This window comes from Enterocloster sp. 210928-DFI.2.20, assembly GCF_020554465.1.
Classification (GTDB): domain Bacteria; phylum Bacillota; class Clostridia; order Lachnospirales; family Lachnospiraceae; genus Enterocloster; species Enterocloster bolteae.
In genome coordinates, this window is sequence record NZ_JAJCHK010000002.1 from 180,361 (window position 1) to 194,698 (window position 14,338).

The window sequence follows — 14,338 nt, forward strand, 5'->3', positions numbered from 1 at the left end:
ATTATGATACATGTAACGATAAATGGAAAACCGGTGGAGGTTTCAGAGGGCTCCACCATTATGGAAGCGGCTGAGACAGTGGGAATCAGGATTCCCAGTCTGTGCCATATGAAGAATGTCCATCAGTACGGCTCCTGCCGTATCTGTGTTGTGGAAGTGGAGGGAATGAAGAACCTTCAGGCCTCCTGCATGGCTAAGGTAAGGGAGGGAATGGTCATAAGAACCCATTCTCCCAAGGTGCTGGCTGCCAGAAAGGTACTGTATGAGCTGCTGCTGTCCAATCATCCAAAGGATTGTCTCAACTGCAGCAGGAATACTAACTGTGAGCTTCAGGAGCTGGGCTATGAGCTGGGAGTCAGCGAGAGCCGGTTTGAGGGAGCCATGACCAAGCCCATGGTGGATATTTCCCCGTCCATCACAAGGGATACCAGCAAATGCGTTCTCTGCCGGAGGTGTGTCACTGTGTGTACCCAGATTCAGAAGGTGGGAGCGATCCAGGCCCAGAACCGCGGATTTGATACGGTGGTAAGCCCGGCCATGGGGCTGCCTCTTAACTCCACAGCCTGCGCCATGTGCGGCCAGTGTACTGTGGTCTGCCCCACCGGAGCCTTGAAGGAGACAGACGGCCTTGCACCGGTGTGGCGGGCGCTGGCTGACCCTGAAAAGAGAGTGGTGGTCCAGGTGGCCCCGGCAGTGAGGGCTGCCCTGGGTGAAGAGTTCGGCCTGCCGGTGGGAACCCCTGTCACCGGGAAAATGGCAACGGCTCTTCACGAAATCGGGTTTGACGATGTGTTTGACACCCTGTTTTCCGCCGACCTTACTATATTGGAGGAGGGAACTGAACTTTTAGGCCGCCTGAACGCAGCTCTGAAGGGGGATGAGTCCCAAAAGGAAAAGGCGGTACTTCCTATGATTACCAGCTGTTCTCCTGGCTGGATCAAGCATATTGAGCATCAGTTCCCGGAGGAGTTAGACCATCTGTCCACCTGCAAGAGTCCCCATACCATGCTGGGCGCCGTGGTGAAATCCTTCTATGCAGAGCGCACCGCAATCGCGCCGGAAAACATGTTTGTGGTATCTGTCATGCCCTGTACAGCCAAGAAGTATGAAATACAGCGCCCGGAAATGGAAGTGGACGGCAACCGCGATGTGGACGCCGTACTGACCACCAGGGAGCTGGCCCGTATGATTAAGACGGCAGGCATTGATTTTGTGAATCTTCCGGAGGGTGAGTTTGACGCGCCTCTGGGACTGGGAACAGGAGCAGCTGATATATTTGGCGTAACCGGAGGCGTTATGGAAGCAGCCCTGCGTACGGTATACGAAGTGGTGACCGGAAAGGAACTTCCCTTTGACAAGCTGCATGTGGCGCCTATAGTGGGATTGGAGCAGGTAAAGACAGCCTCCATCACAATTGAGGATACGCTTCCTGCATACGAACATTTAAAGGGAGTAACTGTGAATGTGGCGGTAACCAGCGGACTGGAAGGCGCCTCCATGCTTATGGATGAGGTGGCGGCAGGCACATCGCCCTATCATTTCATAGAGGTAATGGGATGTCCGGGAGGCTGCATAAACGGCGGCGGACAGCCAAGATGCACGGAAGAGAATTACCGTGAAAAACGTTCAAACGCTCTCTACAGTGAGGATGAGCGCAAGGTGCTGCGCAAATCCCATGAGAACCCTGATCTGATGAAGCTCTACAGCGAATATCTGGGTGAACCCAATGGACATTTGTCCCATCATCTGCTGCATACCCACTATGTGAAGCGGGGAAAATATAACCAGCTGGTTTAGCGGATGAATGGCCGGAGGGAAGGATTGGACTTTGAGGTTGGAGTTTAAGTAAAGAGCAGCCTGCGGCCGGGAAACCATGTGATTCATTTCCCGGCCGCTGCTGTTTGGAAATGAAGTTTTTTGCGGCTGGGGGTATGGATGAGTTTCTATTTTGAGATTGCAATAGGCGCACTGACATGCTATATTAAAAAACAGACGCCGGGGCGTGAACGCATATGAGGGACCTCCGCCATAATTGTATAAGAATAAAAATCTAAGTTCTGATAACAGAATTCTGCAAAAATCAAATTACGTAGTATCTATGTAAAAATCTTCCCGCTGTACCGGGTGTGAAATCCAACGAATCAAGTAAAATAAGTAACTATAAATTGTATGATATCAGGCAGGGCGTCCTTGTCTGGCAGGGTGACATTAAGTATAATGGAGGCAGGTTCCTGTATGGTTTGCCGGAACAGGAGGCTGTATGGGTGGATCATGAATACATCTGGAATTTGAGAGTGACAGCATAACGGAACGTGATTTGCGGCGTTTTCGTGAGTACGAGGCATATATAGGCATGATTTACAATGTGCCGGTTGCAACATTAGCACTGTGTACATCAAATGTAAAGGTGCTGAAACGGGAACGGATGAACGGAAACAGCATATACCGCATTGAGCCCATACGTCTGAAGGACGGGCGTGCAGATAAAGTATTCCAAAAATCAGAGCGAAAAATCAGAAAGAAAAAACGGCTGAAACGCTGCGATGTATTTTCGCTTCTTTTGACGCCTTTGATGTCAGGCACTATGGAAATCAGCGAACGCATCTGCCGCGGCATGGATATACTGGAGAATCCGGGATTGGATATGAAGGAAGAGGACGTCAAGAGAATGCAGTCCGTGCTGTACGCATTGGCAGTTAAATTTTTGGATCGGAACCAGCTAATGGATGTAAAGGAGAAGATAGGAATGACAATACTGGGACAGATGCTTTTTGAGGATGGAGAGAAAAAAGGAATGGAGCGGGGCGAGGAACAAGGAATACAGAGACAAGATGTTTAAAAGCCTGGGAGTCTGATGGGCTGCGGGCAGGGGACATCGGATGGGATATTTAGTGGAGGTGTTTGAAGCAGGAAGTGTTCTGACATATGACAGGATGCACTATGCATCAGAGTGCAGTGCAAAACAGAGCGCAGAGTAAAACGGAGTGCAGAGTAAAACAGAGCGCAGAGTAAAACAGAGTGCAGAGTAAAACAGAGTGCAGAGTAAAACAGAGCGCAGAACAAAACAGCGGACCCGGGACATAATCCCGGAGTCCGCTGTTCGCATATATAGGACTCATAAAAACTGATAGAAATTAATTATGCTCAAAATGCGTCCCATTTTTCAGCACATCGATCTGTTCCTTTCTGAATTGCTCGGCCAGCTGCAGGGAGTTGATGATTTTATTGTACTGTTCATTGCAGCGGTCGGCGGCCATGCGCAGGGACAGCAGCATTTTCCGGCAGGAGCTTTGGGCGGGGGAACCTTCACTGCGTTTGTTTGCCACGGAGCTGCGCGGTGACTGTAAGGATGCCCATTCTGATTCTGTCAGCGTGGTGTCATGGCCCAGATGCTGTTTGCTGCTTTTGTTGAGCTGCTTTAAGGTGATTTTGCTGCTGGGATTATCACCCTGGGCCCGGACGGCTGAGGCGATGATATTGTGGGCGCTGCGGAACGGTATGCGGTCCTTTTGCACCAGAAAATCCGCCATATCCGTCAATATGGAGTCATTCATGCTGGCTGTAAATTCCATCCGGTCGTAGTGGAAGGTGATGTCCTGCAGGGTTCCGATGGACAATTCCAGCATTCCGGTGACCTGTTCCACCGCATCCCAGAATGGGGGCATACATTCAAAAAGGTCCCTGCAATGACCATAGCTGGTTCCCTTCAGGCACATTGCAATATCCAGATAAGTGCTGGTCAAGTGGGAGGATTTGCTCTTTATGTGTTCGATTGACAGAGGATTTTTTTTCTGGGGCATGATGCTGCTGCAGCAGGAATAAGCATCGGAAAAGCTTACATAGTTAAATTCTGCTGTGGACCAGAGGTACAAATCCTGGGCAAAGCGCGACAGGGTGGATCCCAGGGTGGAAAAATCAGCGGCAAGCTCCAAAAGATAATCCCTGGTGGCCACCGCGTCCAGCGTGTTGGTTATAATGCCGTCAAAGCCCAGAAGCTGGGCGGTGTATTCACGGTTGATGGGAAAGGAAGTTCCGGCCATGGCACAGGCTCCAAGGGGGGAACGGTTCAGGTTCTGGTAAGCAGACAGCAGCCTGTCCATATCCCGCACCAGGGCTTCTGCTATAGCCAGGAAATAATGGTCCAGGGTTATGGGCTGGGCCGGCATGCAGTGGGTATACCCTGTGATGATACGTCCCTGATTTTCTTCGGCAAGAGCCAGCAAGCGGCGTATCAGTGCCAGAAGCCGCTCGTAAACCGCAAGCATGCTGTCACGGATGCTCATTCGCATTACAGTTGGAGTCATATCGTTGCGGCTTCTGCCGGTATATATTTTTCCGGCCAGATCGATTCCCAGATGGGAAATCAGATATTGTTCAAAATTTAAGAAATAATCCTCGTTAAGCGGATTAAAGCCAATGGTCTGGGGATGCATATCCATCAGGGGGACAATGAAATCCAGGGCATTTTTTCCGTCTTCCTGGGATATCAGCTTTTGCTCGCACAGCATCAGTATATGGCTGATGTGGGTCAGCAGAAGGTTCTGGTAGGAATGCTCCATGTCATCCTGAAGAATGGGCATATAAATATATTTGCACACAGAATCACTGGGCTGCGTGGAAAGTCTGTTCCTGGAATAAGCGGGCTGTGTGACGTATGTGCCCGAACCCTGTTTGCGCATTAAAAGGCCGCCCTCTACCATTTTATTTACAGCCTGGCGTATGGTAGTGCGGCTGACCCCAAAATACTGGCATAATTCTGTTTCTGTGGGAAGCTTAAATCCAGAAGGCCACTCACCTGATTCGATTTTTGTCCGGATATAAGTCTCTACCTGATAGTAAAGAGAAACTCCTTTTTGATTAAAAGAGGTATTGGACAAGGGGATAACCTCCCTTCATAGGTAATATTTTGAATATTATATCATTGATTTGAATGCGTTTCAAGCAATATCAGGTTTTTGGACTGTTTGTATATCTAAATACATATCTAAATAGATATATATTTCGGGGCGTAAGAAGAAAAGTAATTTGCTGTAAATTGCTGCTAAAAATACGATGGGGAGGGGGATAATCCTGCAATTATCGGTATAACTTAACAATTAATCAAAAAAATATCGTTATATAGTTGACAATATTAGACATATCATATAGAATATAGGTATCGTAAATGATATGAATTTACATCATTCAAAAAAACTATAAGAGGAGGAAATGTATGAAGAAGCTGGGAAAAACACTGATCCAAGTGCAGTATGGCGCGTCAATTGTGGCTGCTCTCATGTTATTGCTCATGATAGGCTACGAGGTATTCGCGCGATACGTACTGAAATCATCACTGATGGGCATTGAGGAATTGATGTTATTTCCTATTATATGGCTTTACATGCTGGGCGGCGCCAATGCTTCCTATGAGAAAAGCCATATTGAGTGTGGAATCCTGACCCTTTATATCAAGAAGGAACGCTCAAAACTGATTTTTGATGCAATCAAACGTACATTGTGTATCATTATTCTTGCCTGGATTTGTTACTGGGGATTCTATTTCTTTTCCTATTCCCTGAAAACCTGGAAGCTGGCTGACATTACATACGCCCCTCTGTTTTTTGCGAATATAGCGCTTACCGTAGGATTTGTGCTGATGTTTATTTATGCGGTAAGGGATGTATATATGGCCTACCGGGCTTTGATTGGTCAAATGAAAAACAAGGATGAAGCAAGGGAAGGAGGTGAAAACCTATGACTTCTCTGTCAATCATACTTATGGATGTAATATTGCTGGTTTTTCTTCTGATGCTGAGCATCCCCCTTCCGGTCTGCTTTGCCGGCGCATTGCTGTTTTTGAGCCTCTTTGGCGACGTATCCATGAAGACCATGCTGATTTGGGTATTTTCCCAGTCCACGGGAACCGTGCTCCTGGCCAGTCCCCTATTCATCCTGGCAGGAACGTATATGGGCGGCAGCGGGATAGCAAAACGCTTGCTGGACTGTGTAGACGCATTTGTGGGTCACATCAAATCCGGCCTGGGCGTGGTGGCTGTTCTTGTGTGCGCTATTATGGGAGCCATATCAGGAAGCGGATTTACGGGCGTGGCAGCTACCGGCCCCATCATGATTCCTAAGATGGAAGAACAGGGCTACCCCAGGGGATATGCGACAGCACTGGTAACTGTATCCTCTGTTCTGGGGCTTCTGATTCCTCCCAGCGTTGTTATGATTATGTTTGGATGGGTGACGGAATGCTCGATTCTTGCCTGCTTTTTATCCACTCTTGGTCCGGGGCTTATCATTACGGCGTTATTTTGCATCATACATGTATTCTGGAGCCGCCAGTTTGATTTGAAAGTAACGGAAAAGAAACCTTTTGGGGAATTTGCGTCAAACGCCGGAAAAATGACCTTTAAGGCTGTACCGGCCCTTATTATGCCCCTCATCATACTGGGAGGAATTTATGGGGGTGTCTTTACTCCCACCGAGGCGGCAGCCATGGCAGCCATCTATTCCATTCCCATTGGATTGTGGGTGTATAAGGCCTGCACATTTAAGGGGTTCCTGGCAATGACAAAAGAGGCTACCAGTACAGTTGGATCCATTATGGTCATGATTGTATGCTGCCTGATGCTGAGCCGCGTGTTTACCGTGTATCGTGTCCCTGAGCTGGTTTTAGAACTTCTGATGAGCATTACCACCAATAAATATATACTGCTGTTCATCATTGACATCTTTCTGTTTATTGTAGGAATGATAGTAAATGACACCACGGGCGTTTTGATATGCGCGCCCCTGCTTATGCCTGTTATGAATCAGCTGGGAATCAGCCCCATTCACTTTGCCTCTATTATGGGTGTGAATCTTGCCATGGGCGGAGTTACGCCCCCATACGCAAGTATCCTTTATCTGGGAATGAGGATAGGAAAGGCTGAATTCCATGAGATTCTGAAGCCCACCATGACATTTTTGATACTGGGGTATGTACCCATTGTATTTCTCGTCACCTATTGGCCGGATTTGGCCCTTGCGATTCCGAGAATGGCTGGTTTTGCTGTATAAGAAAATGATTTCTTACCATAAAAAAGGAGAATACTATGAAAAATATTAAAAGAGGACTTTCTATAGCGATTGTTGCGGCAATGGTATTAGGCATGACAGCATGCGGCGGTTCCGGCAAGACGGAAAGCGCGGGCAAGGCCGCTGAGAAAAAATCATTTTCATTGAAACTCAGCCACTACCGGGCAGAGGGGTCACCGGCGGATATCAATGCCAAGGAATTTGCGGATAACGTTAAGGCGGCTGACGATTCCCTGGAGGTGGTGGTATATCCCGCTGCGCAGCTGGGAGATTATACAGCAGTCCAGGAGCTGGTAAGTGTGGGAGATGTGGAGATGCAGATGGCCACCCTCAGCTCCACTGTGGATAAATACCTGGGAATCACAAGTGCTCCCTATATATGCGCTACCTGGGATGAAGCAAAGGCAATTTTCAGCCGTGACAGTGAATTTACGGAAACCATCCGGACACATCTGGAAGATCAGAACATTAAACTGCTGTCAGTTTATCCTCTGTACTTTGGCGGCGCAATCCTGAATAAGGAACCAAATCAGCCGGCAAATCTGGATGTAAGGGAGGGCTATAAGGTCCGCTGCCAGACCATGAAGGGTGCGGAACTGGTGACAAACATGCTGGGCTACAATGCAACCCCAATGGCCCTTAACGACTGCTTTACCGCCCTGCAGACCGGGGTCATTGACGGAATGATTGGATCCGGAGCAGAAGGATATTACAGCAGCTACCGGGATGTGGCGACCTACTATCTGCCATACAATGATCATTTTGAGGTTTGGTACCTGTATATCAATCTGGACAAATGGAATGAGATGACAACCGAGCAGCAGGACGCTTTGCAGACCGCGGCCAATAAACTGGAAGATGACAGGTGGGAGGTAGCGCCCAAGGAAACCGCGGAGTATGAGAAGAAACTGGAAGACTATGGCGTCAAGATTATTGAATTTACAGATGATGAGCTTCAGAATTTCTATAACAAATGCTGGGAGTCTGTATGGCCTGAACTGACTGAATTATATGGGGAAGACGCTGTGGAGCTTGTGAAAAATCTGAAGGCAGAAGCCAAATAACGCTGTTTACAAGGAGGAACCAGACATGGGTCACCCATTCCGTTGTATTACCAATAATCCAATGCTTATAGACCGCGGTTTCACAGACCTGGAGTATTACGAGACAGATGTGTTGGAACTGTTCAGAGTGGTTTTTCAGAAGGTGAATTGCGGATACCGTCTTCTTACGCATCCGCTGACAGGAAGCATCCGGCCGGATATCACACCCTATAAGACGGTTCTGCTGTCGGGGACGGCGGGGACCATTGATATGGAATCAGTGACTCTGATTGGGAAGGCCATTCGCTATGCTGAGGATTTGTACAGGCTGAGGGATATACCTGTTTACAAAAAATGGGGAAAGGCAGCCCGGGAAGATTTTCAGCTCATTGATTTATCCATCATTGAGCGGGCGCTGGAAGTGGAGGAAATGGGCAAATAAACTGATATTGGAGGAAACATAATGAAACTGACACTGAATAAATTTCATGTGCAGGACATCCAATTTGCAGAAGCAAGCAGCTTTTGCAGCGGTGTCTTATACATAAATAAAGCAGAATTGGCTGAGTATCTCATGGAAGATACCAATATCCGCAGTGTGGATTTTGATATAGCAAGGCCGGGGGAGTCTGTGAGAATCGTTCCCATCAAGGATGTGGTTCAGCCCCGCTTCAAGCAGAGCGGCTCAGGACAGGTATTTCCCGGATTTGTAGGAGATGTGGAAACGGTTGGAAATGGGGAAACGAATGTGCTGGAAGATTGCGCGGTTGCCACCTCGGGAAAAATTGTGGCATTCCAGGAAGGTATCATTGATATGTCCGGGCCGGGAGCGGAATTTAACAGTTTTTCAAAGATGAACATACTGGTACCGCTGATATACCCGGTGGAAGGCCTGGACAAGCATACACACGAAGCCACGGTCCGCATCGCAGGTCTTAAGACGGCTGCGTATATGGCTAAGACAACCCTGGGGCTGGAACCGGATGAGAAGGAAGTATTTGAACATGAGAGCATCCTGGAAATGGGACAGAAGTATCCGCATCTGCCCAAGGTTGTATATGTAGACATGGTACAGTGCCAGGGATTGATGCATGATACGTATGTATATGGCCTCAATGTGAAAGGAATCCTTTCCACTATGATTGGTCCCCTGGAGGTGCTGGATGGAGCTATTATAAGCGGAAACTGCGCTGCTCCCGGACATAAGAATGCCACCATCCATCATGAGAATAATCCCATCATACTGGATTTGCTGCGCAGGCATGGGAAGGAGCTGTGCTTTGTGGGCGTTCTGCTGAGCAATGAGAGCGCCATGCTGAAAGAAAAGAAACGGGCGGCGTATTATACCAGCAGCCTGTCCCAACTGTTAGGCGTGGATGGTGTGATTGTCAGCGAGGAAGGCGGCGGTAATCCTGAAACAGATTTGATGTTCAACTGCAGACTCCATGAGAATAAGGGAATCAAGACCGTTTTGGTTACGGATGAGTACTGCGGGCGTGACGGAGCATCCCAGGGACTGGCGGATGTGACCCCGGAGGCAGATGCTGTGGTAACAAATGGAAACGGCAATCAGTTTGTGGTACTGCCAAAGATGGAACGGGTGATTGGAGATATAGAGACTGTCCGCATCATCACAGGAGGAAATGTGGATAGCATCGGTGAGGACGGAACTGTTTCGGTTGAGATTGCGGCTATCATGGGCTCATGCTGTGAGATGGGCTATGAGCATATGACAACACGTTTGCGGTAGAGGAGAAACCATATGAAGAGAATTGTACATTATCTGAATCAGTTTTATGGTCAGATTGGCGGAGAGGAGTTTGCCGACCAGGAACCAATCCTGCGGGAAGGCATTGTGGGACCTGGCACAGGTCTGCAGGCTGTTCTGGGGGAAAAGGCTGAGATTGTGGCCACTATTATCTGCGGGGACAACTATTTTGCGGATCACCAGGAAGACGCACTGGAAACAATACTGACCATGACAGAGGGACTGGCGCCGGATATGTTTATAGCGGGTCCGGGGTTCAATGCGGGGCGCTATGGCCTGGCCTGCGCAACTATCTGCGCTGAGGTTAAGAAACGCCTTTCCATTCCGGTTCTGACCGCATTGTACCCGGAGAATCCGGGGGCTGAAATGTTTTGCAGTAAGATATATATTGTGGAAACATCCATCTCTGCCGCAGGTATGCGTCAGGCGCTGCCTGTCATGGGAACGCTGGCGGAAAAACTGCTTGAAGGCGGGGAAATCGGATTTCCAGAGGAAGAGGGATATATTGCCCAGGGATTCCGTGTGAATGTGCATACAAAAAAGAACGGAGCAGAGCGGGCAGTGGACATGATGATCAAGAAGCTGCGGGGGGAACCGTATGTCACCGAGCTTCCCATGCCTGTATTTGACCGTGTAAAGCCTGCCCCTGCTGTGAAAGATATGGCTCATGCAAGGATTGCGCTGATTACATCCGGCGGCATTGTACCTCAGGGAAATCCGGACCATATCCCGTCCGCCAATGCCGGCATATATGGCATCTACGACATAGAGAACCTGGACCGTCTGACCAGTGAAGGCTTTATGACTGTCCATGGGGGATATGATCCGGTATATGCAACAGAGGATCCGAACCGTGTCCTGCCCCTGGATGTATGCAGGGAGATTGAGCGGGACGGGGGAATCGGGGAACTCTACGGACGCTACTACAGTACGGTTGGTAATACCACTGCGGTCAGCAGCGCCAAGAGATTTGCTGAGGAGATTGCCCAGGATATGATACGTAATGAAGTGCAGGCGGCAATCCTCACATCCAACTGAGGGACCTGTACTCGTTGCGGCGCAACGATGGCTAAGACAATAGAGAGTTTTGGAATTCCGGTTGTACATATCTGTTCCATTGTACCCATCTCCATGGCAGTAGGAGCAAACAGAATCATACCCGCAGTGGGAATTCCTTATCCTGTGGGAAATCCGGGCCTTCCAAAAGAGGATGAGCTTCAGGTGAGGAGGCGCATTGTTAAAAAGGCGCTGGAAGCATTGTCCACGGATATTGAAGAGCAGACGGTATTTGAATGAGCAGGAAGCATATGAACCATTGGCTGAAGAGTGAGACGTTGAGACGCTGCCTGTTTCCCCTGGCATTTGTGTGCATCTTCATTGTGTGGAGACTGGCGGAACACGGTGTACGGAGTGTATGGGTTTACCTGCTTCTGACGGTTGGCGTCATATGCCTGGCTCTGGACCGCGTTTTTAAGCCTTGGGAGCATGACAGGATGAGAAAACGGCAGGAGCGAGACCGTGGTTTAGAAGACAATAGCATAAAAAAACAGGGGTTGAATCAGTGATTCAGCCGGAAGCGGATGCAGGAGTGGCCATTGCATCCGCTTCTTTTATTCTGCGCCAGGCTTTGTTCTGCCTGAATTCTGTACCCGTTATTTTCCCTCGTTTTTTCCTTTATGCAGCGGAAAAATCAAATTTTATCTTTTTATCCCGGCTTGTTATAATGAGTTCATAAAAGACAGGAGGGATTAAACGTGAACGATTTTTTATGGGGAGGAGCAACGGCCTCCTACCAATGCGAGGGAGGCTGGCAGGAAGGCGGAAGAGTGGAATCCATGTGGGATGTGTATTTGCACGAAAACCATCTGGAAAACGGGGACGTGGCCAGCGACCATTACCACCGCTTCAGGGAAGACATCCGCATGATGAAGGAAGGGGGACAGAACAGCTACCGCTTTTCACTGGCCTGGCCCAGAATTATTAAAAACAGGGAAGGGGAAGTGAACCAGGAGGGCATTGATTTTTACAACCGGCTCATCGACGCCTGTCTGGAATATGGAATCACACCCATGGTAACTATTTTTCACTGGGACCTGCCACAATACCTGGAGGAAAAGGGCGGATGGCTGAACCGTGATACGTGTGTGGCCTACACCCACTATGCGAAGGTATGCTTTGAACGGTTTGGGGACCGGGTAAAGCTGTGGGCAACCTTTAATGAACCAAGATATTATACCAACAGCGGTTATCTGATTGGCAATTATCCTCCGGGACATCAGGACATCCAGGAGACTGTCACTGCATCCTACTATATGATGCTGGCCTCGGCCATGGCTGTGGAGGCGTTCAGGACGGGCGGATATGACGGACAGATTGGAATTGTGCACAGTTTTTCTCCTGTCTATACCACGGACACAAGCGTGGAATCAGCCATAGCCAGGAGATTTGCCGATAATTTCTATAATAACTGGATATTGGATACGGCAGCCATTGGGGAGATTCCGGGAGATTTGCTGGGAGAGCTTAAAAAGACCTGCGACCTGTCCATGATGACTCCGGAGGACTTGGCTGTCATCCGCCGGAACAGGGTGGACTATCTTGGGCTGAACTACTATGCCAGGGTCATGGTGAAACCTTATGAGAGCGGGGAGACAACCCTGATTGTCAATAACCAGGGAAAGAAGGCAAAGGGAACCTCGCAGACCATTATTAAGGGCTGGTTTGAGCAGGTACGGCCGGAGAGCAGCCGCTATACTGAGTGGGATACTGAGATATTTCCTGAGGGGCTGTATGAGGGAATACAACAGGTATGGAATAAATACCATCTGCCCATCTATATCACGGAAAATGGTATCGGACTCTATGAGGACACATCAGTGAACCAGGTGGAGGATGATGACAGGATTGAGTTTATGGACATGCATATTGCGGCGGTGTTAAAAGCCAAAGAGGGAGGCTGTGATGTGCGGGGGTACTATGCCTGGTCGCCGTTTGATTTGTATTCCTGGAAAAACGGAACTGAGAAGCGCTATGGTCTGGTTGCCATTGATTATGAAAACGGCCTGGAGCGGAGACCGAAAAAAAGCTATTACTGGTACAAGGATGTAATTGAAACGGATGGAAAACATATCACAGGAAAATAATGGGGGAGTGTTATATGAATATACAGAGTATGAGCGTTTCAATGGAAAAATATGTTATGCCTCTTGCCGACAAGCTGGGGAATGAGATACACCTGCGGGCAATCCGGGACGCCTTTATGTCCCTTCTGCCCATCACCTTTACAGGAGGTATTGCAGCTGTACTGAGCTCTGCTCCCTCCGTGGACGCGGCCGGAACAGGAATCACCCTGGCCTGGGCCAGGTTCGTGGAGAGCAACAGCATGATTTTCTCCTGGATTAACGCACTGACCTTGGGGGCCATGTCCCTTTATATATGCATCGGAATCATTCATTTCCTGTGCAAGAGCCGGAAGATAGAGTCGTTTCTGCCTATTCTTTTAGGTGTCTGCGGCTTTCTGATGCTTATTGTGGAGCCCATGTCCCTGGGATGGGACGGAAAAATGGCGGAGCTGTCCTATATGGACGGCAAGGGATTGATTCCGGCCATGTTCATATCTATTCTGACCGCGGATTTATATTGTTACATGAGAAAACGGGATTTTGGAAAAATTTCCCTGCCGGATACGGTGCCAGCTTCCCTTTCCGATGTATTTGCCTCCATCGTGCCGGGGGCGGTGCTGATGGTAATTTATATAGCATTGTACGCCATAATGAATAAGGCAGGAACCACGCTGCCAAAGCTGATATACAATGCCATTTCCCCGTCCCTGACAGCAGCGGACAGTGTTGGTTTTACCATTATCATAACACTGATGGTACATATTTTCTGGTTCTTCGGTATCCATGACGCTGCCCTTTCAGGTGTGCTTGCGCCTATCCGCGACGGCAATTTATCCATAAACGCGGCTGCCCATGCAGCCGGGCAGGCCCTTCCATCCATATTTACCACGCCCTTCTGGGTATATTTTGTGGTGATTGGAGGATGCGGATCCGTGCTGGCATTGACGGCACTGCTGTGTTTTTCAAAATCAAAACAGTTAAAGACCATTGGAAGGCTGGGAATTGTGCCTGCATTTTTCAATATCTCGGAACCTGTTATTTTTGGTCTGCCCCTTATGCTGAATCCGGTATTTTTTGTTCCCTTCCTGCTGACCTCGGTCATCAACGGTACGGCTGCGTATCTGACCATGCAGGTTGGCCTGATTGGAAAGAGCTTTGCCATGCTGTCCTGGCAGATGCCTTCTGTCATCGGAGCATTTTTCTCAACCATGGACTGGAAAGCGCCGCTGCTTATCCTGGTGCTGATTGTGGTTGACGGGCTGGTGTATTTCCCATTCTTTAAGATTTATGAGAAGAATCTGGTTAAGCTGGAGAGCGGGGAAGAGGACATTTAAACTATAAAT

12 protein-coding genes are annotated in these 14,338 nt (G+C 48.8%); 11 read left to right on the plus strand and 1 reads right to left on the minus strand.

What is annotated here, in order from left to right:
- The first annotated feature begins 3 nt into the window (after window positions 1–3).
- Complete coding sequence (locus LI015_RS03570) at window positions 4–1,797, plus strand: NADH-dependent [FeFe] hydrogenase, group A6 (RefSeq protein ID WP_227124171.1); 1,794 nt, start codon at window positions 4–6, stop codon at window positions 1,795–1,797.
- Between the two features lie 556 nt (window positions 1,798–2,353).
- Window positions 2,354–2,839: a hypothetical protein gene (locus tag LI015_RS03575; protein ID WP_227124172.1), complete on the plus strand. Its 486-nt coding sequence runs from the start codon at window positions 2,354–2,356 to the stop codon at window positions 2,837–2,839.
- Between the two features lie 295 nt (window positions 2,840–3,134).
- Here the strand turns inward: LI015_RS03575 and argH are convergent, their stop codons facing one another.
- The gene (gene argH, locus LI015_RS03580) at window positions 3,135–4,877 is read right to left on the minus strand and encodes an argininosuccinate lyase (RefSeq protein ID WP_002568589.1); all 1,743 of its coding nucleotides are present in this window, start codon (window positions 4,875–4,877) and stop codon (window positions 3,135–3,137) included.
- 335 nt (window positions 4,878–5,212) lie between these two features.
- Between argH and LI015_RS03585 the strand changes: the two genes are divergently transcribed.
- The 9 genes from LI015_RS03585 to LI015_RS03625 all read left to right on the plus strand — a co-directional run bounded on the left by LI015_RS03585 (window position 5,213) and on the right by LI015_RS03625 (window position 14,329).
- Window positions 5,213–5,737, plus strand: coding sequence for a TRAP transporter small permease (locus LI015_RS03585; protein ID WP_002568588.1), 525 nt, complete (start codon window positions 5,213–5,215; stop codon window positions 5,735–5,737).
- Window positions 5,734–7,044 carry a TRAP transporter large permease gene (locus LI015_RS03590; protein WP_002568587.1) on the plus strand — a complete coding sequence of 437 codons (1,311 nt, stop codon included), beginning with the start codon at window positions 5,734–5,736 and terminating at the stop codon, window positions 7,042–7,044. The genes LI015_RS03585 and LI015_RS03590 overlap by 4 nt, the downstream gene beginning before the upstream one ends.
- A 35-nt stretch (window positions 7,045–7,079) precedes the next feature.
- Complete coding sequence (dctP, locus tag LI015_RS03595; protein ID WP_002568586.1) at window positions 7,080–8,126, plus strand: TRAP transporter substrate-binding protein DctP; 1,047 nt, start codon at window positions 7,080–7,082, stop codon at window positions 8,124–8,126.
- A gap of 25 nt (window positions 8,127–8,151) precedes the next feature.
- Window positions 8,152–8,547 carry a GrdX family protein gene (locus LI015_RS03600; RefSeq protein ID WP_002568585.1) on the plus strand — a complete coding sequence of 132 codons (396 nt, stop codon included), beginning with the start codon at window positions 8,152–8,154 and terminating at the stop codon, window positions 8,545–8,547.
- 21 nt (window positions 8,548–8,568) lie between these two features.
- The gene (locus tag LI015_RS03605; protein ID WP_002568584.1) at window positions 8,569–9,855 is read left to right on the plus strand and encodes a glycine/sarcosine/betaine reductase component B subunit; all 1,287 of its coding nucleotides are present in this window, start codon (window positions 8,569–8,571) and stop codon (window positions 9,853–9,855) included.
- A gap of 12 nt (window positions 9,856–9,867) precedes the next feature.
- Window positions 9,868–11,169: a glycine/betaine/sarcosine/D-proline family reductase selenoprotein B gene (locus LI015_RS03610; RefSeq protein WP_080548676.1), complete on the plus strand. Its 1,302-nt coding sequence runs from the start codon at window positions 9,868–9,870 to the stop codon at window positions 11,167–11,169.
- A gap of 11 nt (window positions 11,170–11,180) precedes the next feature.
- Window positions 11,181–11,438: a hypothetical protein gene (locus tag LI015_RS03615; RefSeq protein WP_002568582.1), complete on the plus strand. Its 258-nt coding sequence runs from the start codon at window positions 11,181–11,183 to the stop codon at window positions 11,436–11,438.
- 189 nt (window positions 11,439–11,627) lie between these two features.
- Complete coding sequence (locus LI015_RS03620) at window positions 11,628–13,016, plus strand: glycoside hydrolase family 1 protein (protein WP_002568581.1); 1,389 nt, start codon at window positions 11,628–11,630, stop codon at window positions 13,014–13,016.
- A gap of 14 nt (window positions 13,017–13,030) precedes the next feature.
- Entirely contained in the window at window positions 13,031–14,329 is a 1,299-nt protein-coding gene (locus LI015_RS03625) for a PTS sugar transporter subunit IIC (RefSeq protein ID WP_227124173.1), read from the plus strand.
- Window positions 14,330–14,338 lie beyond the last annotated feature (9 nt).

Excerpts from the sequence above, each read along its gene's own strand:
- LI015_RS03605 (WP_002568584.1), top strand. The coding sequence starts at position 8,569 with ATGAAACTGACACTGAATAAATTTCATGTGCAGGACATCCAATTTGCA.
- LI015_RS03615 (WP_002568582.1), top strand. The coding sequence starts at position 11,181 with ATGAACCATTGGCTGAAGAGTGAGACGTTGAGACGCTGCCTGTTTCCC.
- LI015_RS03590 (WP_002568587.1), top strand. The coding sequence starts at position 5,734 with ATGACTTCTCTGTCAATCATACTTATGGATGTAATATTGCTGGTTTTT.
- LI015_RS03585 (WP_002568588.1), top strand. The coding sequence starts at position 5,213 with ATGAAGAAGCTGGGAAAAACACTGATCCAAGTGCAGTATGGCGCGTCA.
- LI015_RS03570 (WP_227124171.1), top strand. The coding sequence starts at position 4 with ATGATACATGTAACGATAAATGGAAAACCGGTGGAGGTTTCAGAGGGC.
- LI015_RS03600 (WP_002568585.1), top strand. The coding sequence starts at position 8,152 with ATGGGTCACCCATTCCGTTGTATTACCAATAATCCAATGCTTATAGAC.
- dctP (WP_002568586.1), top strand. The coding sequence starts at position 7,080 with ATGAAAAATATTAAAAGAGGACTTTCTATAGCGATTGTTGCGGCAATG.
- LI015_RS03625 (WP_227124173.1), top strand. The coding sequence starts at position 13,031 with ATGAATATACAGAGTATGAGCGTTTCAATGGAAAAATATGTTATGCCT.
- LI015_RS03575 (WP_227124172.1), top strand. The coding sequence starts at position 2,354 with ATGATTTACAATGTGCCGGTTGCAACATTAGCACTGTGTACATCAAAT.